A 21,465-nucleotide genomic window follows, 5' to 3' on the forward strand; every position below is an offset into this window, starting at 1 on the left:
GGCACGGGGCATCCCGTGCCGCCCTGCCCGCGCGGCGCTCAGGCGTCGCGCGCCGGCAGACGCCAGATCAGCATCAGCCCCAGCACGCTCTCGACGAGATAGAACAGGCTCGAGACACCGTGCAGCATCCCGAAGCGGCTCGCATACGGCGAGTTCGCGATATCGGTGCCCGCATCCATCGCGGCCACCCGCAGCGCGTTCATGAACGGCTGCAGCGCAAAATACCCGACCAGCACGCACGCGACCATCGCCGCGACGATCCAGCGCACGCGACGATAGTCGCCGCTGCCACGTCGTACCTGCTGGTTCGACAACGCGAGCAGCAGCACGCCGCACACGACACCGAGGATCGCCTCGATGCGAAACAGCTGGGCGGCGACCGAACCGGCCGTCATCCGCTCCAGCATCTTGAACAGCACGGGCGCGACCGCATACCCGATCGTCAGCAAGCTGCCGACCCACACGGCCGACAGCAGACGGAACACCCGATGCGGCATCACGTCGCCCCGCTTCAGATGTAGCTGACCGAGATGATTTCGTATTCGCGCACGCCGCTCGGTGCCTGCACGGCTGCGACGTCGCCTTCGGACTTGCCGATCAGCGCACGTGCGATCGGCGAGCTGACCGAGATCAGGCCGTGATCGATATCGGCTTCGTCGTCACCGACGATCTGATACTTGACGGTGTCGCCCGACTCGAGATCCTCGAGTTCGACCGTCGCGGCAAACACCACGCGACCGTCGGCGTCGAGCACCGTCGGATCGATGACCTGCGCGGCGGACAGCTTCGATTCGAGTTCCGCGATGCGACCCTCGATGAAGCCCTGCTTTTCCTTCGCGGCGTCGTATTCGGCGTTTTCGGACAGATCGCCCTGTGCGCGGGCCTCCGCGATCGCGTTGATCACGGCCGGCCGCTCGACGGACTTGAGGCGCTGCAATTCATCGCGCAGTTGCCCTGCGCCACGCTTTGTCAACGGAATGGTGCTCATAAACGGCTCAATCGCTAAAAACGGCTATAAAAAAAATCACCGCGATTAAGCGCGTTTCCGGCGAACCGGAAACACCGCTTAACCGCGGCACGTGTTGCTTCGACAGGTAACTGACTGCTTAGTTTAGGCGAGCGTGAAGACCTTGTAAATCATAGACTTCCAGATCCTTCAGGTAGCGCAAGCCTTCGACGGCCGCGCGCGCGCCCGACATCGTCGTGTAGTACGTAACCTTGTGCGCCTGCGCGCTCATGCGGATCGAACGCGAATCGGCGATCGCCTGGCGCGTCTCGTCGACCGTCGTGAACACGAGTGCGATCTCGCCGTTCTTGATCATGTCGACGATGTGCGGACGGCCGTCCTTTACCTTGTTGACGACCTTCACCGGCACGCCGGCCGCTTCGATCGCGGCAGCCGTGCCCTTGGTCGCGACGATCGGGTAGCCGAGGTCGTGCAGCATGCGCGCGACTTCGACGGCCTTCGGCTTGTCCGCGTCCATCACGGTCAGCAGCACCGTGCCCGACTCCGGCAGGCGCGAACCGGCCGCGAGCTGCGACTTGAACAGCGCTTCGCCGAACGTCTGGCCGACGCCCATCACTTCGCCGGTCGAGCGCATTTCAGGCCCGAGGACCGGATCGACGGTCGGGAACTTGACGAACGGGAACACCGCTTCCTTCACGCTGAAGTACGGCGGCTCGACTTCCTTCGTCACGCCCTGCTGCGCGAGCTTCTGGCCGACCATCGCACGCGCCGCGATCTTCGCGAGCGGCAGGCTGGTCGCCTTCGACACGTACGGCACCGTGCGCGACGCGCGCGGGTTCACTTCGAGCACGTAGATGATGTCCTGCTTCGAACCGTCCGCCTGCGGCACCTGCTGGATCGCGAACTGCACGTTCATCAGGCCGACCACGTTCAGCGCCTTTGCCATCGCGCCCGTCTGGCGCTTCAGCTCGGCGACGGTTTCCTTCGACAGCGAGTACGGCGGCAGCGAGCATGCCGAGTCGCCCGAGTGGACGCCCGCCTGCTCGATGTGCTCCATCACGCCGCCGATGAACACGGCGTCGCCATCGCAGATGCAGTCGACGTCGCATTCGATCGCGTCGTTCAGGAAGCGGTCGAGCAGCACCGGCGAATCGTTCGACACCTTCACGGCCTCGCGCATGTAGCGCTCGAGGTCGCGCGGCTCGTGGACGATTTCCATCGCGCGGCCACCCAGCACGTACGACGGACGCACGACGAGCGGATAGCCGATTTCGGCCGCCAGCGCGAGCGCTTCGTCTTCGGCGCGCGCGGTGCGGTTCGGCGGCTGGCGCAGGCCGAGGTCCTGCAGCAGCTTCTGGAAGCGTTCGCGGTCTTCGGCCGCGTCGATCATGTCCGGCGACGTGCCGACGATCGGCACGCCGTGCGCCTCGAGGTCGAGCGCGAGCTTCAGCGGCGTCTGGCCGCCGTACTGGACGATCACGCCGACCGGCTTTTCCTTGTCGACGATCTCGAGCACGTCCTCGAGCGTCAGCGGCTCGAAGTACAGGCGGTCGGACGTGTCATAGTCGGTCGACACCGTTTCCGGGTTGCAGTTGACCATGATCGTTTCGTAACCGTCCTCGCGCATCGCGAGGGCCGCGTGCACGCAGCAGTAGTCGAACTCGATACCCTGGCCGATCCGGTTCGGCCCGCCGCCCAGCACCATGATCTTCTTGTTGGTGGTCGGCTGCGCCTCGCACTCTTCCTCGTAGGTCGAGTACATGTATGCCGTCTTCGTCGCGAACTCGGCCGCGCAGGTGTCGACGCGCTTGTAGACCGGGCGCACGTTCAGCTCGACGCGGCGCTTGCGCACGTCTTCCGGCGTCGCGCCGAGCAGCTTCGCCAGGCGGCGGTCGGAGAAGCCGCTCTGCTTCACGTAGCGCAGTTCGTCGAACGACAGCGACGCGAGCGTGCGGCCCGACAGCGCCTTTTCCTTCAGGATGATCTGTTCGATCTGCTCGAGGAACCACGGGTCGATCGCGGTCTCCGCGAAGATCTCTTCGGCCGTCATGCCGATGCGGAACGCATCGCCGACGTACCAGATGCGGTCCGGGCCCGGCTCGTGGATCTCGATCGCGATCTCGTCGCGGTCGGTCGACTTTTCGTCGAGACCGTCGACGCCCACTTCGAGGCCGCGCAGCGCCTTCTGGAACGATTCCTGGAACGTACGGCCGATCGCCATCACTTCGCCGACCGACTTCATCTGCGTCGTCAGGCGCGAATCGGCTTCGCGGAATTTCTCGAACGCGAAACGCGGGATCTTCGTGACGACGTAGTCGATCGTCGGCTCGAACGATGCCGGCGTCTGGCCGCCGGTGATTTCGTTCTTCAACTCGTCGAGCGTGTAGCCGACCGCCAGCTTCGCCGCGACCTTCGCGATCGGGAAGCCGGTCGCCTTCGACGCGAGCGCCGACGAACGCGACACGCGCGGGTTCATCTCGATCACGACCATGCGGCCGTCCTTCGGGTTGATCGAGAACTGCACGTTCGAGCCGCCGGTGTCGACGCCGATCTCGCGCAGCACCGCGAGCGATGCGTTACGCAGGATCTGGTATTCCTTGTCGGTGAGCGTCTGCGCCGGCGCGACCGTGATCGAGTCGCCGGTGTGCACGCCCATCGGGTCGAGGTTTTCGATCGAGCACACGATGATGCAGTTGTCGGCGCGGTCGCGCACGACTTCCATCTCGTATTCCTTCCAGCCGAGCAGCGACTCTTCGATCAGCAGCTCGCGCGTGGGCGACAGGTCGAGACCGCGCTTGCAGATCTCTTCGAATTCTTCGCGGTTGTACGCGATGCCGCCACCCGAGCCGCCGAGCGTGAACGACGGACGGATCACGACCGGGTAGCCGCTGCCGCCGGTGCCGGCCATGATTTCGGCGTGCACCTGGGTCGCTTCTTCCATCGAGTGCGCGATGCCCGACTTCGCGGAACCGAGACCGATCTTGGTCATCGCTTCCTTGAACTTCTGGCGGTCTTCCGCCTTGTCGATCGCTTCCGGCGACGCGCCGATCAGTTCGACGCCGAACTTCTCGAGCACGCCGTGGTGGTGCAGGTCGAGCGCGCAGTTCAGCGCGGTCTGGCCGCCCATCGTCGGCAGGATCGCGTCCGGGCGCTCCTTCTCGATGATGCGCGCGACGACTTCCCAGGTGATCGGCTCGATGTAGGTGACGTCGGCCGTGTTCGGGTCGGTCATGATCGTCGCCGGGTTGCTGTTGACGAGGACGACCTTGTAGCCCTCTTCACGCAGCGCCTTGCAAGCCTGCGCGCCCGAATAGTCGAACTCGCAAGCCTGGCCGATGATGATCGGGCCGGCGCCGATGATGAGGATGCTTTTGATGTCTGTGCGTTTTGGCATGGCTTGTGAATTCAGTAAGTAATCGTTGTCGTGGGTCGGCCGGCTGCGCTCAGCTCATGGTGGCGAGCGCGAGCTTCACCGAGAAACCGATGAACAGGCCACCCACGCTGCTCGCCGCGCCCGCCGCGAGCTTGCGGCGACGGCGGAAATGCTCGGCGAGCCGTGCTCCCGCGAAGATCAGCGTGCTCAGGTACAGGAAGCTCGCGCCTTGCGCGATCGCCCCGAGCACGACGAACGACAGCGCGGGATGCGGAAATGCCGGGTCGACGAACTGGATGAAGAACGAGATGAAGAACAGGATCGCCTTCGGATTCAGGAGGCTCACGATCAGCGCCTTGCGGAACGGCTTGTCGAAAGACCGCTCGCCATCCACCGCGGGCGCTGCCTCGACCGGCGCATTCGCCGGCGCACGCAGCTTCTGCCACGCGCTGCGCAGCATGCCGGTGCCGATGTAGAGCAGGTACGCGGCGCCGCCGTACTTGACGACGGAGAACAGCAGCGGGTTCGCCTTCAGCAGCGACGCGACGCCCGCGGCGGACAGCACCATCAGCACCGTATCGCCGACGAACACGCCGCAGGCCGCGCGATAGCCGGCCTTCACGCCGCGCTGCGCCGCGAGCGACAGCACGTACATCGAGTTCGGCCCCGGCAGCAGGATGATGAAGATCACGCCGAACACGTAGGTCCAGATATCCGTGATGCCGAGTGCGTGGCCGAACATGATGTGAATCTCCCGTCCTTCGGTTGCGTCAGTTGCGTCAGGCGTTGCGCTGCTTCGCCGCGTCCATCAATGCGGTGAAGCGGTCGAACAGATAGCCGATGTCGTGCGGGCCGGGCGACGCTTCCGGGTGGCCCTGGAAGCAGAAGGCCGGCTTGTCGGTCAGCTCGAAGCCCTGCAGCGTGCCGTCGAACAGCGACACGTGCGTCACGCGCGCGTTGGCCGGCAGCGAATCCGCGTCGACCGCGAAGCCGTGGTTCTGCGACGTGATCACCACGCGACCGTCGCCGAGATCCTTCACCGGGTGGTTCGCGCCGTGGTGGCCCGTCTTCATCTTCAGCGTCTTCGCGCCGACCGCGAGACCCATGATCTGGTGACCGAGGCAGATGCCGAAGGTCGGCACGCCGCGTTCGATGAATTCCTTGGTGGCCGCGATAGCGTAGTCGCACGGTTCCGGGTCGCCGGGGCCGTTCGACAGGAAGATGCCGTCCGGATTCAGCGCGAGCGCATCTTCCGCGCTCGCCTCGGCCGGCAGCACCGTCACGTGGCAGCCGCGCTCCGCGAGCATGCGCAGGATGTTGTACTTGACGCCGAAGTCGTACGCGACGACGCGATACTTCGGTGCTTCCTGCATCCCGTAGCCGCTTTCGAGGCGCCATTCGGTCTGCTTCCACTCGAACGGCTTGGTGGTCGACACGACTTTCGCGAGATCCATGCCCGCGAGGCCCGGGAACGAGCGCGCGAGCTCGATCGCCTTCGCCTCGTCGTCCGAGCCGGCCAGGATGCAGCCGCTCTGCGCGCCCTTGTCGCGCAGGATACGGGTCAGCTTGCGGGTATCGATGCCGGCGATCGCGACGATGCCTTCGTCGCGCAGGTAATCGCCGAGCGTGCGGTCCATGCGGAAGTTCGATGCGAGCGTCGGCAGATCACGGATGATCAGGCCGGCGGCATGGACTTTCGTGGCTTCGACGTCTTCGGCGTTCACGCCGACGTTGCCGATATGCGGGTAGGTAAGCGTGACGATCTGACGCGCGTAGCTCGGGTCAGTCAGGATTTCCTGATAGCCGGTGATCGCGGTGTTGAACACGACTTCGCCGATCGTATGGCCTTCGGCCCCGATCGAATAACCACGAAAGACCGTGCCGTCGGCGAGTGCAAGCAAGGCGGGAGAAAAAGACGGCAACACGGGAGGCTCCTTGGGGAACACCCTGCTGCCGACCTGTTTACCCTGCCGCGCGAGCGCCGCGCTGCGTAGGCGCGCGGAATCGCTAGCTGGACGCGACCTGCGTTGTCGAGACGCGAACCCGGCGCGTGGCGCACGAGGCTTCGCGGCAGCGCCCGACAGGCGGCGTGCGGCGGATGAACGGGATGAGTGAGGTAGGCGCTAGGGTGCGAGGTTGATCAGCACAAACTTTCAAATTATAGCCCGAAAATGGCCTTATCTTCAATCGACATGGCCGTCCGATCGCGCATGCGGCGCCCGCGACGCCGTGGCATCGCATGCGGCATTCCCTGCTGCGGCCCCGTTTCCGCGACCGCCCTACCCGTCAGCGTACCGCCGGATCAACCTGCTTGCCAGCGTCGCGCGCGGGCCATGCGCACCAGGCCGCGCTCGCGAGCTGCAGCGCGATCAGCACGCTCCACGCGGTGACGTGCGCGGCGACCGGGTAATGGCCGTCGAGCGCCGGCCAGTGCGACAGCACCGCGCCGATGCCGATCTGGAACGCAAAGATCAGCACAAAGATCACAAGCGTCAGCGTCGTATTCACGCGGCCGATCAGATGGGCGGGAAAGTGGCCGGCCAGCACCGCATAGGTCAGGATCCCGACCCCGCCGAACATCCCGTAGGCCGCCCACAGCGCGGCCGGCGGCAGCGGCACGCGCGCGACGATCGCAGCCTGCGTCGCGACGAACAGCGCCATGCCGACGCTGCAGAATGCCTGGACGGACACGCCGCGCCGCTCGAGCACGCGCGCCGCCGCACCGAAGCCGACGCAGCCGGCCATCATCGCAAAGCCGAGCACCGATACGAGCCGCGCGGCGTGCTGCGCGTCGAACCCTGCGACATCGCGCAGGTACGGCCCGACCCACAGCGACTGCATCGCGTAGAACACGCCCTGCGTGACGATCGAGAACGACGAGATCTTCCAGAACGCGCGACTGCCCAGGATGTGCCAGGTGCCCTTGAACTGGCTGACGAGGCCGCCCTGGTGGCGCGGCCGCTCGGCCTCGGGCGCGCCGAAACCGATCGCGGCCGCGACGACGAGCGTCAGCACCGCAAGGCCGCCGCAGATCACGCGCCAGCTGGTCAAGCCGAGCAGCCAGGTCAGCGGCGAGCCGACCGCGACGCCGCCGAGGCCGCCGACGGCCATCACGAGACCGTTGACGAGCGGCAGCCGGCCGACCGGAAAATGCTGCGCGAGCGCCTTGAACGCCGCACCGAGGCACACCGATACGCCGACGCCGATCAGGAGCCGGCCGATCATCATCGTGCCGAGGTCGTGCGCGACGCCGAACACCGCGGCACCGGCGGCCGCGAACACCAGCATGCCGGCCGCCACGCGACGCGGGCCGAAGTGGTCGAGCAGCACGCCGGCCGGAATCTGCGCGCCGGCGAAGCCGAGGAAATAGAGACTGGTGAGCAGCCCGAGATCGGCGGCCGACAGCCCGAGCTCGTGCGTGACGAACGGCGCGAAGCCGAGATTGACGCCGCGGAACACATACGACACGAAATACCCGATCGCAAACAGCGCGAGCACCCTCACCTGCACCGACGACATCGCTTCTCCTTGCGTGGTTGTCCCAGGCCCACGAAGCAGCGGCCCCACTGCCCGCGCAAATGAAAACGCCGTCACCTCGGTGACGGCGTTGCTTCGCGTTTCATCGGATGATAACCCATTCGCGCGGCCCATCCGGACCGACGCGACGCCATCGTGACCGCGCGAGTGTTACTTCTTCTTGCCCTTGTGCGCGGCGGCCTTGGCCGGCGCCGCCTTCGCGCCCCGGGCCGCGGGCTTCGCGGCGGCGTGCTTCGCACCGCGCGACTTGCCGCCCACCGCCAGGCTCGCACGCTCGACATGCGCGCTGCCGACCGACGTCGCGATCCGCTCGGGGCCCGGCTCTGCCGGCACCGTGCGGCCGACCGGCACGTGCAGCACGAGCGTCTGGCCCGGCATCACGAGATCGCGGTGCGTGCGGTTCCATCCCTTCAACTGGCCGACCGACACGCCGTAGCGGCCGGCGAGCGCCGCCATCGACTGCTTGCGGCGCACGCGGATCAGCATCTTGCGCGTGTCTGGGACGTCGGGCTCCATCGCGAGCGCGCCGTTTTCCGCGACGTCCGCACTGATGTCCTCGTCGTCGTCATCGCCGCGCGGCACGACGATCGTCGAACCCGGTTTCAGGCGCATGCCGGCCGGAATCTTGTTGACCGACATCAGCGTATCGGCGTCGACGCCGATCTTCTCGGCGATCGCGGCCGGACGCGCGCGTTCGCTGACCGTGTAGGTCGTCCACGTCGACAGCTGCCCGTTATAGGCCTTCAGGTTCTTCTCGAACGCCGCCGCGTTGTCGAACGGCAGCAGGATCTGCGGCTCGGTCGCACCGAGGATCACCGGCTTCGAGAACGACGGGTTCAGCGAGCGGAATTCGTCGAGCGGCAGGTTCGCGAGCTTCGCGGCCACCGCCACGTCGATGTCGCGCGACGTCGTGACCGTCACGAAATACGGGTGGTTCGGGATGTCCGGCAGCGTCAGGCCATACTGCTGCGGGCTCGCGATGATGTTCTTCACCGCCTGCAGCTTCGGCACGTAGTTGCGCGTCTCGTTCGGCATCCGCAGGCTCTGGTAGTCGGTCGGCAGGCCGGCCGCCTGGTTGCGCGCGATCGCGCGCTGCACGTTGCCCTCGCCCCAGTTGTACGCGGCCAGCGCCAGATACCAGTCACCGAACATGTCGTGCAGGCGCGACAGGTAGTCGAGCGCGGCGCTCGTCGACGCGAGCACGTCGCGGCGCTCGTCCTGCCACATGTTGCGCTTCAGGTTGTACGTGCGGCCCGTGCCGGGCATGAACTGCCACATGCCGGCCGCCTTCGCGACCGACAGCGCCTGCGGGTTGTACGCGGACTCGATGAACGGCAGCAGCGCGAGCTCGGTCGGCATGTGGCGCGCCTCGAGCTCCTCGACGATGTGGTACAGGTACTTCTGCGAGCGCTCGGTCATGCGCTGCACGTAATCGGGACGCTGCGTGTACCACGTCGTCTGCATGTCGACGAGGTCGCTCTGCAGGTCAGGCATCTGGAAGCCGCGACGAATGCGCCCCCAGAGATCGGTGTCTGCGCTGGTCAGGTCGCCGACGGATTGCTTGTCGACGTCGACGGTTTCTTTAGCGGTGGCTGATTTACGGAGGTAGTTGGACGCCGCCTGCGAATCGGCGGCGTTGTTGGCGACAGGAGCCTGGCTCGCACAAGCGGCGAGCAGCAGGACCACCATCGCACTCAATATAAGTCGCATGAAAATCTCGGCTTCCGACGGCTGGAAATTGCTGGCGATACTACGGAAGTGCGTGCTTCACGTCAATAAAAACACCGAAAACTCAGCGAAATCCTACATTTGGAGCAATTTTTACAGACTCCGCTTGAGCTTTGGAGTCCTCCGGAAATCATCATCGGAACCGGTTTTTCCACTCGCGCATCAGCGTGAACGCCGCCAGACGATCCGGCACCGTTTCGTGCAGCTCGGCCTCGAGGGTCGCATGAATAGCCGCGCTGTCCGCCCGCATGAACGGGTTGACGGCACGCTCGTGCGCGATCGTGGTGGGCAGGGTCGGCACGCCGCGCGCGCGCAATGCCTGCGCATCGTCGCGCCAGGTGGCGAGCGCCGCATTGCCCGGCTCGCACGCGAGCGCGAAGCGGATGTTCGACAGCGTGTATTCGTGTGCGCAATGCACGTGCGTGTCGCCCGGCAGCGCCGCGAGCGCGTCGAGCGACGCGAGCATCTGCGCGGGCGTACCCTCGAACAGGCGACCGCAGCCGCACGAGAACAGCGTGTCGCCACAGAACACATGCGGGGTGGCGGCGCCCTGCCCGGCCGCCTGGAAATAGGCGAGGTGGCCACGCGTGTGACCGGGCACGTCGAGCACGTCGAAGGCGAGCGCCGGCGCGCCGAGCGTCACGCGATCGCCACCCGCCAGCGGCCGCGTGACCACGCCGATCGCCTCGGCCGCCGGGCCGTAAACCACGAGCGGCGCATCGTCCGGCTGGCCATCTTGCAGCGCGGCGACACCGCCGACATGGTCGGCGTGATGGTGCGTGAGTAAAATAGCGGTCAACCGCCAGCCGCGTTCGGCAAGAACACGGCGTACCGGCGCGGCTTCACCCGGATCGACGGCGATCGCATCGCGGCCGTCCGAGACGAGCCAGATATAGTTGTCTTCGAATGCCGGTACCGGCACGTATTCCAGCTCGTTCATGGGCGCGCAATCATCGTTATGTCCGATCGTCAAATTATAGACTGGCCCGCCTGGACCGACTCGCCGCCCGGCCGCTACGTGCTGGACTGGGAGCAGGCGCAGCTCGACCGGATCGTGTCCGACGTATTCGGGTTTCATGCGCTGCAGCTCGGCCTGCCGCAGCTCGACGCGCTGCGCGAGAACCGCATGCCGTATCGCGGCCTCGTGCTCGATCCGGCGAGCGGCGCGAGTGCGCCCTACCAGTACCCGTGGGCGCGCGAAGCGCGCGCGCCGGAGCATGCGCCGGCCGATCGCAGCACGACCTGGTGCGATCTGCTCGACCTGCCGTTCGAGTCGCAGAGCGTCGACCTGATCGTGATGCCGCACACGCTCGAATTCACGTCCGACCCTCACCGCCTGCTGCGGGAAGCCGAACGCGTGCTGATGCCGGAAGGCCAGCTCGTGATCACCGGCTTCAATTCGCTCAGCCTGTGGGGGATGCGCCAGTCGTTCGGGCGCATGGCCAACCGCCCGTTCGTGCCGGCCGCGCGCGACCAGATCGCATTCATCCGGCTCAAGGACTGGATCAAGCTGCTCGGCTTCGATCTCGAGCGCGGCCGCTTCGGTTGCTACCGGCCGCCGCTCATCACCGACAAATGGCTGGCCCGCTACGGCTTCATGGAAGCCGCCGGCGACCGCTGGTGGCCGATCTTCGGCGCCGTCTACATGGTCACGGCCGTCAAGCGCGTGCGCGGCATGCGCCTCGTCGGCCAGATCAAGATGAAGAAGCCCGTGCTCGCACCGGGCCTGACGCCGGCAGCCACCCCGACTACCCATCAAGAACACTCATGACTACCGACACCACCGACACCATCGACATCTATACCGACGGCGCCTGCAAGGGCAACCCCGGCCCCGGCGGCTGGGGCGCACTGCTGCGCTACGGCGACCGCGAAAAGGAGCTGTTCGGCGGCGAACCCAACACGACCAACAACCGGATGGAACTGATGGGCGTGATCGCCGCGCTCGAGGCGCTGAAGCGGCCGTGCCGCGTGATCGTCCATACCGACTCGCAATACGTGCAGAAAGGCATCAGCGAGTGGATCCACGGCTGGAAGAAGAAAGGCTGGATCACCGCATCGAAAACACCGGTGAAGAACGCCGACCTGTGGAAGCGGCTCGACGCGCTCGTCGCGCAACACGAGGTCGAGTGGCGCTGGGTGAAGGGCCACGCCGGCCATCCCGAAAACGAACGCGCGGACGCGCTCGCAAATCGCGGCGTCGAATCGCTGGTGGCCTGAACGCAGGCCGCCCTCCTGTCTTTCCCGATTTATCCGACATGCGCCAGATCATTCTCGATACCGAAACCACCGGCCTGAATCCCCGCACGGGCGACCGCCTCATCGAAATCGGCTGCGTCGAGCTGCTGAACCGGCGGCTCACCGGCAACAACCTGCACATCTACGTGAACCCCGAGCGCGACAGCGATCCGGGCGCGCTGGCGGTGCACGGCCTCACGACCGAATTCCTGAGCGACAAGCCGAAGTTCGCGGAAGTCGCCGACCAGATCCGCGACTTCGTGAAGGACGCCGAGCTGATCATCCACAACGCGCCGTTCGACCTCGGGTTCCTCGACGCCGAATTCGCGCGGCTCGACCTGCCGCCGTTCACCGAGCATTGCGGCGGCGTGATCGACACGCTCGTGCAGGCCAAGCAGATGTTCCCCGGCAAGCGCAACTCGCTCGACGCACTGTGCGACCGCTTCGGCATCAGCAACGCGCACCGCACGCTGCACGGCGCACTGCTCGACTCGGAACTGCTCGCCGAGGTCTATCTCGCGATGACGCGCGGCCAGGACAGCCTCGTGATCGACATGCTGGACGACGCGCTCGCCGACGGCGGCGCGGCGAACGGCCAGCGTGTGGCGCTCGCGTCGCTCGACCTGCCGGTCGTCGCGGCGAGCGACGACGAGCTCGCCGCGCACCAGACCCAGCTCGACGAACTCGACAAGTCGGTCAAGGGCACCTGCGTGTGGCGCAAGTCCGCCGACGCGGACGCTGCCGGCGCCGCCTGACGCGCTACGCACCGGCCACGCCTGCAGCCGCGCCTACACGCGCGGCTGCAGCGCGATGACGGCCATCCCGCCGAGCGCGAGCAGCGCGCCGGCCACATCCCAGCGGGTCAGCGCGACGCCGTCGACCACCCGCAGCCAGATCAGCGCCACTGCGATATACACGCCGCCGTACGCCGCGTACGTGCGCCCCGCCGCGCTCGGGTGCAGCGTCAGCAGCCATGCGAACAGCGCGAGCGACAGCGCAGCCGGCACCAGCAGCCAGCCGGGCCGCCCATCCTTCAGCACGAGCCACGGCAGGTAGCAGCCGACGATTTCAGCCAGCGCAGTGACGGCGAACAGCGCCGCGATCTTCATCAGTTCGGTCATCCGGTTCCTCGTGGATTCCCCGCCAGTCACGGGGGCAGCGCGACCCCGCCGCGCGCCGCCGATCATACCGGAGCAGGCCCCGCCGGAAGCCCCGCCACACGGGGGATTCCGGGCAATTTGCACGATCTTCCGTCATCGTGCTATCATGTCGCCTGTTTCAACATTCAATCTCTGTCTATTCGATTTCGCAAGAAGTCCGTCCGCGCGTTGCGGGCCGGCGCTTCGACCGAAATTGCACCCACAGGAAAGCCCGCCCGACAGGCCCGCTTTTCTCGTTTCGTTGCCCCTCCGGGGCGCTTGCCGGAACGCCGGACCCAGTCCGCACCGGCATCTGCCGCTCGCATCACGCGGCCCATTCTTCATGAGCGCACTGTCGCGACGGCCCATCGGGCCCGCGTCGAAGCAGTCCCTTACAGCCTTTTATTCCGTAAGTGCTTAATGGCCTGCCCCGACGCGCAGCACACGACATCGCGCTCGCCGGCAAACCGTGTCGGACGGCCCGCCCGTTCCGGCGCAGTCAAAGGAGTGCATGACCTTGACCGCAACACACGTCAGCCCGACCGCTGCTTCTTCCTCCACGTCGTCCGGCGAGGCCCCGCTCGCCGCGGACGACATTACCGTCGTCGACCAGAGCCTGCTCAAGCGCGCCGTCAGCGCAATGGCCATCGGCAATGCGATGGAATGGTTCGACTTCGGCGTCTACAGCTACATCGCCGTGACGCTCGGCAAAGTGTTCTTCCCGTCCAGCAGCCCGTCCGCGCAGCTGCTCGCGACCTTCGGCACGTTCGCCGCCGCGTTCCTCGTGCGCCCGCTCGGCGGCATGGTGTTCGGCCCGCTCGGCGACCGCATCGGCCGCCAGCGCGTGCTCGCCGCCACCATGATCATGATGGCCGTCGGCACCTTTGCGATCGGCCTGATCCCCAGCTACGCGTCGATCGGCATCATGGCGCCCGTGCTGCTGCTCGTCGCCCGCCTCGTGCAGGGCTTCTCGACCGGCGGCGAATACGGCGGCGCCGCCACCTTCATCGCCGAATTCTCGACCGACAAGCGCCGCGGCTTCATGGGCAGCTTCCTCGAGTTCGGCACGCTGATCGGCTATGTGATGGGTGCAGGCGTCGTCGCGCTGCTCACCGCGTCGCTGTCGCAGGAAGCGCTGCTGTCGTGGGGCTGGCGCGTGCCGTTCCTGATCGCGGGCCCGCTCGGCCTGATCGGTCTGTACATCCGGATGAAGCTCGAGGAAACGCCGGCGTTCAAGCGCCAGGCCGAAGCGCGCGAAGCGCAGGACAAGGCCGTGCCGAAGGTGCGCTTCCGCGAGACGCTGCTCGCCAACTGGCGCGCGCTGCTGCTCTGCGTCGGCCTCGTGCTGATCTTCAACGTGACCGACTACATGGTGCTGTCGTACCTGCCGAGCTTCATGTCGTCGACGCTGCACTTCGACGAGTCGCACAGCCTCGTGCTCGTGCTGATCGTGATGGTGCTGATGATGCCGCTGACGCTCGCCGCCGGCCGCCTGTCGGACCGGATCGGCCGCAAGCCCGTGATGCTGGCCGGCTGCGTCGGCCTGCTGGTGCTGGCGATCCCGTCGATGCTGCTGATCCATGCGGGCAGCACCGCGTCGGTGTTCGGCGGCCTGCTGATCCTCGGCGTGCTGCTGTCGTGCTTCACCGGCGTGATGCCGTCAGCGCTGCCGGCGCTGTTCCCGACCGAGATCCGCTACGGCGCGCTCGCGATCGGCTTCAACGTGTCGGTCTCGTTGTTCGGCGGCACGACGCCGCTGATGACCGCGTGGCTCGTCGACGTGACCAATAATCTGATGATGCCCGCGTACTACATGATGGGGGCGGCCGTGATCGGCATCGTGTCGGTCGTCGCGCTCGCCGAAACCGCGCGCCAGCCGCTCAAGGGCTCGCCGCCGGCCGTCGCGTCGCGTCGCGAGGCACACCAGCTCGTGCGCCAGCTGCGCGAGGACGAGGACACGGAGATCTACGGCGTCGTGTCGACCGCACGCGCCTGAGCGTCGCACATGAAAAAGCCCCGGCCGAAGCCGGGGCTCGATCGAACCCGATCCGCCCGACCGGCTTGCGCCGGCCGGGCTTTTTATTATCTGCGCGCCACAGGCGCGCTCATGCGTGGTGCGCTTCGCAGTGACGGCAGAAGATCAGCGCGCGCGAGCGCGACACGGCCGCCTGCGCGCCGCGCGCGGCGACGATCAAGCCGACCTGGCCGAGATTGAAATCGCGCTCGACCATCAGCTGCGTCAGCGCGGCAAGCGGCAACACGACGGACGGGTGGTACAGGCTCGATTCGATCAGCGCTCTCATCATCGGCTCCATCAGGTAATGCATATTCGATGGAGTGGATTCTAGGGATGGCCGGTATCCGGATAAACACCACGAATGCGAAGTCACTTGTCAGCGGTTGCGAACAATCGGCTGCGCCTTGCCGGGCGGGCCTGGGCGGGTGGCGAGCGGCGGCGCGGGAGCGCGCACGGATCGACGCGAGGGGGTTTTCCGGAAGCCGGGCCGCACGAAAATGGCCGGCCGGGCGTCCGATTACCGCCGGCCGGACCGAAGCGCGCCGGATGTCGGCACCGGTGGGGTCGGACCGGTCGCGCCGCCCCGGGCAGCCGAAGCGGCCGGCGCCGTCAGTCGAGCGGCGTCTCGACAAACGCCGGCAGCACTTCCGCGCGCGCCGAATGTGCGGCGAGCGCCGGATAACGGGCCGGATCGATCCGGCCGAGCGGCGGGTAATCGGCGGCCATGAACTGCGTGAAGCGCCACGCGACCGCGACACTCACGTCGGATTGCAGCAGCCGCGCGCCGCCGAACCAGCCGTTCGCGGCCGCGACGAGCGGCTCGAGTTCGCCATACGCGGCCTCGAGCTGGCTCAGCACGCGCTCGAGCCACGGTGCATGCTGCTTCTCGGCCGGCCGCAGCGCCTGCTCGTACACGACCTGCACCGTCTTCTCGGCCGCCGCCAGCGCGAAGCCGACCGGCACGAGCGCGCGCAGTCGCGCATCGGCGGCGTCGGGCAGCAGGCGCCGCTCCGGCGCGACGCGGTGGTCGAGGTAGTCGACGATCAGCGACGAATCGATCAGCGTCGTCCCGTCGTCGGTCACGAGCGTCGGCGCCTTCACCACCGGGTTGATCTCGCGGAATCGGTCGAAGTGACGGAACACCGAGATCGACTCGTGTTCGAACGGCAGGTCGAGCAGCTTCGCCGAAATGGCGACACGACGGACGAACGGGGAATCCAGCATGCCGATCAGCTTCATCGCAAACGCTCCGCTTGAAAGAATGGGACCGACGACTGTAGCAGCGCCGCGCGCCGCCGGCTAGCGCGACGCGGCGTCGCCGCGTGCTCGATGCGCGCTTGATGCACGTCACTCGGTCACGTATCCGACACCCGCTGCGCGGCCGGAGTGACCATAATGCAGATTCACGCCCCTTCCGTACCAAGGTTCGCCATGTGGTATGCCGTCGTCGAGCAGCAACGGGAATGGATGCGCGCCTGGCGCGCGGCAACGCGCCACGCGTTCGACGTGTGGCCCGCCGCGACGCTGCCGTACGCCGCGTCTTCCTGCTATGACGACCTGTTCGAGCCGCTGCTCGGGCCGGCCGCCGGGCCGCCGCGCTTCGATCTCCAGCGCCCCGCCGTCGACGAGCGGATCGTCGCGCGCACGCCGTTCTGCGACCTGCGCCGCTTCACGCGCGGCGACGCACGGCGCACGGTGCTGCTGTGCGCGCCACTCGCGGGCCACGCGGCCGTGATGATGCGGGAAACCGTCGAGGTGTTGCTCGCCGACGGCGACGTCGGCGTGACCGACTGGGTCAATGCGCGTGACGTCCCGCTCGCGTCGGGCCGCTTCGGGCTCGACGAGTACGTGGCGACGCTCGACGGCTTCGTCGACGCGCTCACCTGCGACGATCGGCCGCTGCACGTCGTCGCCGGCAGGATCGAACACGACCTTGTGTCGCAAGTCGCTACTGTTGATCGTTTCGAATATCTTCGTGTAGTACTCGCGTTCAGCGGTACGAGCCATCAGCCAGCGATAGCTCTGCGGGCTCGCCCCCTTGACGTGCAACGTGTAGCGCTCGTCCTTCTCCAGCAACAGGCGCAGCGTATCGAGCGCGAGGTCGAGCCGCTTGCGGGATGGCACGATCCCGATCATGCCGAGATTGAACTCGTTGCCCCCCATCTTTTCCTGCTGGAAGCGCTTCGAATCCAGGAAGTTGCCGACAACGCGAACCTTCTCCTTCGGCATGGGGAATTTGGCGACGCACTCCTCCAGGATATGCTGACCGACAAACACCACCTCATCCATCTTCTCGTAGTCGATCTCCGCGGGATACGGCGTGTTGCGTTCCTGCAGATGCAGCCGCGTGACCAGGCGCTGGCCGTCACGCTTGTGCTTTGCGCAGAATACCGCGTTGCCGAGCGCCCATTCGGCCACGACGATATCCGCCCACTCCATCATTTCGAGCGTCTTCTTCGGATCGTGGTCGTTATGGCCGGGCCAGTAATCCTCCTTGAATTCGAACAGGCCGGTGGCCTCGAGATGCGACTGGAGCGGATACCAGAACTTCTGGTCGTGACCACAGACAAGTACTTTGCGTTTGCCGGCCTTCATTTCTTTATAACGATAGATATCAAACGTGGTAGAGGTCGCCATCGCATACGCTCGGGCGCTTCGACTCGGGTCGGTCAGATCTGGATCGCCGCAATCTTGTTGCGCAGCACTGCCTCGCGCATTTTTGCCACGTCCGGCAAGTAGTTCGCCGAATCCGCCGAGAACGAACGCAGCGACCCTTGACCGTCCAGCACCGCACCATCGGGACCCAGCATCTCGAGCACCGGGCTTTGAGCGGGCTTCACACGCAGCAGCCACGCCTGATGATCGCGCTCGACGTCGAACGCGTACCGGTCCGTGCCGTCGCGAGGCTTGCCAACGATATCCGCCTGGCTGTAGACAAATGCGTGAGGCAGATCCTGCAGGTACCACTTCCCGTAGAAGGCCCGCGGAGAAAACACGCCGACATGCGTCGCGTTGAAGGCAGCGCTCGCGCGGGAGACGGCTTCGCCGAGATGATTCCCGGGCGAAACGACTTCCACGTCCGGCATATCGAGGGATTTGACCGACCCCTTACGGGCAAACAGCACCAGCCGCTTCGCCGAAACCGACATGGCCTGGGAGGCAAACATGTCGGCGACGCGTCGCGCTTCGTTCGCGTTGTCCACTACCGCGAAGACCAGCACGCGCACATCTTCAATGACGCGCTTCTTGATGCCGACCGTGTCGAGAATCTGCTGGGTACGGTGCGCGAACGTATGCTCGGAGAACACTGCACGGATGCCATTCAGGCTTCTTCGGCGCCACTCGTCAGGCGACTCGAGCAAAGCACGGATTCCGCGTGCGTTAACAAATGCTGGAGCAATCCTGCAGGTCCCATTCCCGTAGAAGCCCGGGAGAAAACACGCGGCCTTGGTTCGGTTGAAGCAAGCCTCCCGCGGGAAACGGTTTCGCCGAGATGATTCCCGGGCGAAACGACTTCCACTTCCGGCATATCGAGGGATTTGACCGACCCCTTACGGGCAAACAGCACCAGCGGTTCGCCGAAACCGACATGGCCTGGGAGGCAAACATGTCGGCGACGCGTCGCGCTTCGTTCGCGTTGTCCACTACCGCGAAGACCAGCACGCGCACATCTTCAATGACGCGCTTCTTGATGCCGACCGTGTCGAGAATCTGCTGGGTACGGTGCGCGAACGTATGCTCGGAGAACACTGCACGGATGCCATTCAGGCTTCTTCGGCGCCACTCGTCAGGCGACTCGAGCAAAGCACGCATCGCCTCGTCGGCTTCCTTCGCATCGTCAACGGTCCAGACGAGGTCCCGGCCGAACGTTTCGTCGATGCCGAGCGATCGCGTACTCACGACCGGCGTGCCGCAGGCGAGCAGCTCGTAGACCCGTCGCGAGAACATCGTGCGCGAATCGATGACCGAATTCACGTTCAGGAAAACGCTGTAGCGCCGGTAAGCCCGGGACATTTCGTCATACGGCAGGCTGCCGCGGATGCAGCCCTGGAAGCGCTCCGGAAACGCGAAATCGCTCTTTGCGCCAGCCGCATGATTGCGGTCGAAGATGTCGAGCTTGTGCTTCATCGCTGCATCGAGCAGCATGATCTGGTCGTCCCGGCGATCCGCGAACCGGTTCGCATAATAGCTACCGGCAAAACACAGTTTTCCGTTCCGTTCGCTCGAACCGATCGGATTATGCAGTCCGGGTTCGCACGCGAAGGGCAGCACATTCACGTTCGAGGACGAGCGCGCAGCGTACTGAGGCATCGCCTCCTCCGCCGTCGTGAACACGAAGTCGAACTGGCGTGCCGCCTCGATGAAGTTGTTGAAGTGGACGGGATCTTCCTTGTTCCAGAATACCGTCGGAATTCCGCGCTCCTTGAAGCCGTTTACCATGGCCTGCAGTTCGCGTCCCGGCGGATGCGCATAGGAACCGACGCGATACTGCCAGGACGACCGGTTTCCGCGCCATGCGGATTCGATCAGAAGCAGTTCCGGCTGGTCGCGCGCCAGGAGGCCTTTCCAGTTGCCCGGGCGCGGCTCGACCAGATTGAGGTATGGCGCGAAGCACTCGCGGCTGAATTCGTCGAACACCGTCATCGCCGTGACCGTCGAATACACGGCGCTGCTCGACATGCCGGCCGAATACTTCCTGGATACCGTCGATATCGTGTTCCAGCGGATGTGCCTCGCGAACGGCACGTGGGACGTGGGCGGCCGGCGCGTCGAGCCGGCCGCGCTAAACGGCGTCGCGCTGCTGACCGTCGAAGGGGCGTGCGACGCGGTCACGGGCGCCGGCCAGACGCATGCGGCGCTCGACATGTGCCGCGGCCTCGCGGCCGGCCAGCGTCACCGCGCCGATATCGGCGATTGCGACCACTATGGGCTGTTCACCGGCGCGCGCTGGCGCGACGACGTCCATCCGGTGCTGCAGCGCGTGTTCGCGCAGGCCGAAGCGGACCGCCCCGGACCGCGCCGACGCCGGATCAGGCGGACGTGATGCCGCCGTCCTGCGCGCGCGCCGCATCGAGCAGCGCGCGCACCTCGTCGTCCGCGGTCTGCTCGAAACGCGCGTAGAACTGGCTGATCCCGAAGAACGACTCCGGCTGCGACACTGCCACGAACGCGTCGGCCAGATCGTCGAACGCATGCCGGGCGCTGGCCGGTGCGACGGGTGCCGCGGCCACGATGCGCGCAGGATGGCGCTCGCGCAGTGCCTGCAGCGCGACGCGCATCGACGCGCCGGTCGCGACGCCGTCATCGACCACGATCGCGATGCGCCCCTCCACCGGGAGCAGCGGCCTGGCGCCGCGATACAGTGCGTCGCGGCGCTGCAGCTCGACGGTTTCGCGCGCGATCAGCTCGGCGAGCTGGCCGTCGGTCGCCCCCATCGCGCGGATCGCCGAGTGCTGCAGATGGATCGCCCCGCCGGTCGCGATCGCACCGATCGCGAATTCGGGATCGGACGGCATGCCGAGCTTGCGCACGACCAGCACATCGAGCGGCGCGCGCAGCGCCAGCGCGACCGGGAACGCAACCGGCACGCCGCCGCGCGGCAGCGCGAGCACGACGACGTCGTCACGCCCCGCGTAGTCCTGCAGTGCATGCGCAAGCCGACTGCCCGCGTCGGCGCGATCGACAAAACATTCGGTCACGATCGGCTCCCTGCCATTGCGCCGGATGCGCGACACCCGCGCCGGCGCCTGTCCAACGAGCATGGTTCATCGGCGGCGCCGATGCAAGGGGGGTCATACCGGCGGGTGCGGCGCGTGGCTTGTGGCGAAGAACGGGATTGGGCGGGTTCGCCCGGACTGGACCGGCCTGGGCGGGCGACGGGTCGGCGGTCAGAGCCCGCCGGCCTGCCGGTAAAGCCGCCAGAACGACTGCGCGTACGACTGCGCGAGTTCCGGTGCGCGGTGGAACACGTTCACCGTGTCCGCATGCGCGGCCGCGCCGTCGGACAGCGTCGTCAGCGCGACACTGTCGTCCACGATCACGAAGCGCGGCGCGGGATCGCCGTGCCGCGAGTCGATCGCGACATCGATGCCGGCCGATTTCAGATAACCGGCGCCGCTGTACTTGCCGGTGCGCGACGAGCGCGCCAGCACGACCCGCACTTCGATCCCCCGCGCGCGCGCCGCGCGCAGCGCCGCCGCGACCGCGGGCGGCACATACGCGTAGCCGGCCAGCAGCACGCGGCGCTGCGCGTTCTCGATCAGGTCGACCGTCGTGTCGGCCGCCGCGTTGTCATATGAAAAGTACCTGCCGACCGATGCGGCGTCGGACGGAATCGGGCTGGCGTGGGCGGTCGCCGCGCAGGTGAGCGCGGTGAGGAGGAAGGCGGCTGGTCTCATGGCGGGCGCCATTGTAGCGACGCCAATTCGCGTGGCAAGCGCCTGCTGCAGCGCTGCTGCGCCGGCGC

Annotated in this window: 19 protein-coding genes and 2 pseudogenes; 6 read left to right on the plus strand and 15 right to left on the minus strand. The window is 66.5% G+C overall.

What is annotated here, in order from left to right; genetic code table 11:
* Positions 1-38: 38 nt before the first annotated feature.
* From GEM_RS10740 to gloB, 8 genes are all read right to left on the minus strand, one after another.
* Positions 39-497, minus strand: coding sequence for a DUF4149 domain-containing protein (locus tag GEM_RS10740; RefSeq protein WP_014897430.1), 459 nt, complete (start codon positions 495-497; stop codon positions 39-41).
* Positions 498-511: 14 nt separating this feature from the next.
* Entirely contained in the window at positions 512-988 is a 477-nt protein-coding gene (gene greA, locus GEM_RS10745) for a transcription elongation factor GreA (RefSeq protein WP_014897431.1), read from the minus strand.
* 118 nt (positions 989-1,106) lie between these two features.
* Positions 1,107-4,361, minus strand: a complete 3,255-nt coding sequence (carB, locus tag GEM_RS10750; RefSeq protein WP_014897432.1) for a carbamoyl-phosphate synthase large subunit — start codon at positions 4,359-4,361, stop codon at positions 1,107-1,109.
* Positions 4,362-4,410: 49 nt separating this feature from the next.
* Positions 4,411-5,082: a leucine efflux protein LeuE gene (leuE, locus tag GEM_RS10755; protein WP_014897433.1), complete on the minus strand. Its 672-nt coding sequence runs from the start codon at positions 5,080-5,082 to the stop codon at positions 4,411-4,413.
* A gap of 37 nt (positions 5,083-5,119) precedes the next feature.
* On the minus strand, positions 5,120-6,265 hold the full coding sequence (carA, locus tag GEM_RS10760) for a glutamine-hydrolyzing carbamoyl-phosphate synthase small subunit (RefSeq protein WP_014897434.1): 1,146 nt from the start codon (positions 6,263-6,265) through the stop codon (positions 5,120-5,122).
* Between the two features lie 361 nt (positions 6,266-6,626).
* Positions 6,627-7,859: an MFS transporter gene (locus GEM_RS10765; RefSeq protein ID WP_014897435.1), complete on the minus strand. Its 1,233-nt coding sequence runs from the start codon at positions 7,857-7,859 to the stop codon at positions 6,627-6,629.
* A 168-nt stretch (positions 7,860-8,027) separates the two neighbouring features.
* Positions 8,028-9,587: a transglycosylase SLT domain-containing protein gene (locus tag GEM_RS10770; protein ID WP_014897436.1), complete on the minus strand. Its 1,560-nt coding sequence runs from the start codon at positions 9,585-9,587 to the stop codon at positions 8,028-8,030.
* 151 nt (positions 9,588-9,738) lie between these two features.
* A complete protein-coding gene (gloB, locus tag GEM_RS10775) occupies positions 9,739-10,545 on the minus strand; it encodes a hydroxyacylglutathione hydrolase (RefSeq protein WP_014897437.1) in 807 nt (268 codons plus the stop codon).
* Between the two features lie 18 nt (positions 10,546-10,563).
* On the opposite strand from gloB, the gene GEM_RS10780 reads away from it, so the two are divergent.
* The 3 genes from GEM_RS10780 to dnaQ are packed head-to-tail and all read left to right on the plus strand — an operon-like array spanning position 10,564 to position 12,598.
* Positions 10,564-11,376, plus strand: coding sequence for a class I SAM-dependent methyltransferase (locus GEM_RS10780; RefSeq protein ID WP_014897438.1), 813 nt, complete (start codon positions 10,564-10,566; stop codon positions 11,374-11,376).
* A complete protein-coding gene (rnhA, locus tag GEM_RS10785; protein WP_014897439.1) occupies positions 11,373-11,825 on the plus strand; it encodes a ribonuclease HI in 453 nt (150 codons plus the stop codon). Before GEM_RS10780 ends, rnhA begins: the two co-directional genes overlap by 4 nt.
* 38 nt (positions 11,826-11,863) lie before the next feature.
* On the plus strand, positions 11,864-12,598 hold the full coding sequence (gene dnaQ / locus GEM_RS10790; protein WP_014897440.1) for a DNA polymerase III subunit epsilon: 735 nt from the start codon (positions 11,864-11,866) through the stop codon (positions 12,596-12,598).
* Between the two features lie 33 nt (positions 12,599-12,631).
* Here the strand turns inward: dnaQ and GEM_RS10795 are convergent, their stop codons facing one another.
* Positions 12,632-12,964 (minus strand): YnfA family protein, encoded by a 333-nt coding sequence (locus tag GEM_RS10795; RefSeq protein ID WP_014897441.1) that lies wholly within the window; start codon positions 12,962-12,964, stop codon positions 12,632-12,634.
* 529 nt (positions 12,965-13,493) lie between these two features.
* Here GEM_RS10795 and proP point away from each other — a divergent pair.
* Positions 13,494-14,978, plus strand: coding sequence for a glycine betaine/L-proline transporter ProP (proP, locus tag GEM_RS10800; RefSeq protein WP_014897442.1), 1,485 nt, complete (start codon positions 13,494-13,496; stop codon positions 14,976-14,978).
* 109 nt (positions 14,979-15,087) lie between these two features.
* Here proP and GEM_RS10805 read toward each other — a convergent pair whose 3' ends face one another.
* Together GEM_RS10805 and GEM_RS10810 are read right to left on the minus strand one after the other, a co-directional pair.
* Complete coding sequence (locus GEM_RS10805) at positions 15,088-15,288, minus strand: hypothetical protein (protein WP_039319539.1); 201 nt, start codon at positions 15,286-15,288, stop codon at positions 15,088-15,090.
* Between the two features lie 320 nt (positions 15,289-15,608).
* On the minus strand, positions 15,609-16,238 hold the full coding sequence (locus GEM_RS10810; protein WP_014897444.1) for a glutathione S-transferase family protein: 630 nt from the start codon (positions 16,236-16,238) through the stop codon (positions 15,609-15,611).
* Positions 16,239-16,430: 192 nt separating this feature from the next.
* On the opposite strand from GEM_RS10810, the pseudogene GEM_RS32210 reads away from it, so the two are divergent.
* Positions 16,431-16,913 (plus strand): annotated as a pseudogene (locus tag GEM_RS32210) (polyhydroxyalkanoate depolymerase); the annotation flags it as partial.
* Positions 16,914-17,668: 755 nt separating this feature from the next.
* Here the strand turns inward: GEM_RS32210 and GEM_RS10820 are convergent.
* Both GEM_RS10820 and GEM_RS32440 read right to left on the minus strand, forming a co-directional pair.
* On the minus strand, positions 17,669-18,361 hold the full coding sequence (locus tag GEM_RS10820) for a glycosyltransferase (protein WP_187293231.1): 693 nt from the start codon (positions 18,359-18,361) through the stop codon (positions 17,669-17,671).
* Positions 18,362-18,380: 19 nt separating this feature from the next.
* Positions 18,381-19,679 carry a CgeB family protein gene (locus GEM_RS32440; RefSeq protein WP_080599387.1) on the minus strand — a complete coding sequence of 433 codons (1,299 nt, stop codon included), beginning with the start codon at positions 19,677-19,679 and terminating at the stop codon, positions 18,381-18,383.
* Between GEM_RS32440 and GEM_RS10830 the strand changes: the two are divergent.
* Positions 19,657-20,043: pseudogene (locus tag GEM_RS10830) on the plus strand (polyhydroxyalkanoate depolymerase); the annotation flags it as partial. The gene GEM_RS32440 and the pseudogene GEM_RS10830 overlap by 23 nt on opposite strands.
* Here the strand turns inward: GEM_RS10830 and GEM_RS10835 are convergent.
* Together GEM_RS10835 and GEM_RS10840 are read right to left on the minus strand one after the other, a co-directional pair.
* Positions 20,030-20,698: a phosphoribosyltransferase gene (locus GEM_RS10835; protein ID WP_039319541.1), complete on the minus strand. Its 669-nt coding sequence runs from the start codon at positions 20,696-20,698 to the stop codon at positions 20,030-20,032. The pseudogene GEM_RS10830 and the gene GEM_RS10835 sit on opposite strands and share 14 nt — an antisense overlap.
* Positions 20,699-20,887: 189 nt before the next feature.
* Positions 20,888-21,409, minus strand: coding sequence for a phospholipase D-like domain-containing protein (locus GEM_RS10840; protein ID WP_014897448.1), 522 nt, complete (start codon positions 21,407-21,409; stop codon positions 20,888-20,890).
* Between the last annotated feature and the right edge of the window lie 56 nt (positions 21,410-21,465).

The organism is Burkholderia cepacia GG4 (genome assembly GCF_000292915.1).
GTDB classification, from domain to species: Bacteria; Pseudomonadota; Gammaproteobacteria; order Burkholderiales; family Burkholderiaceae; genus Burkholderia; species Burkholderia cepacia_D.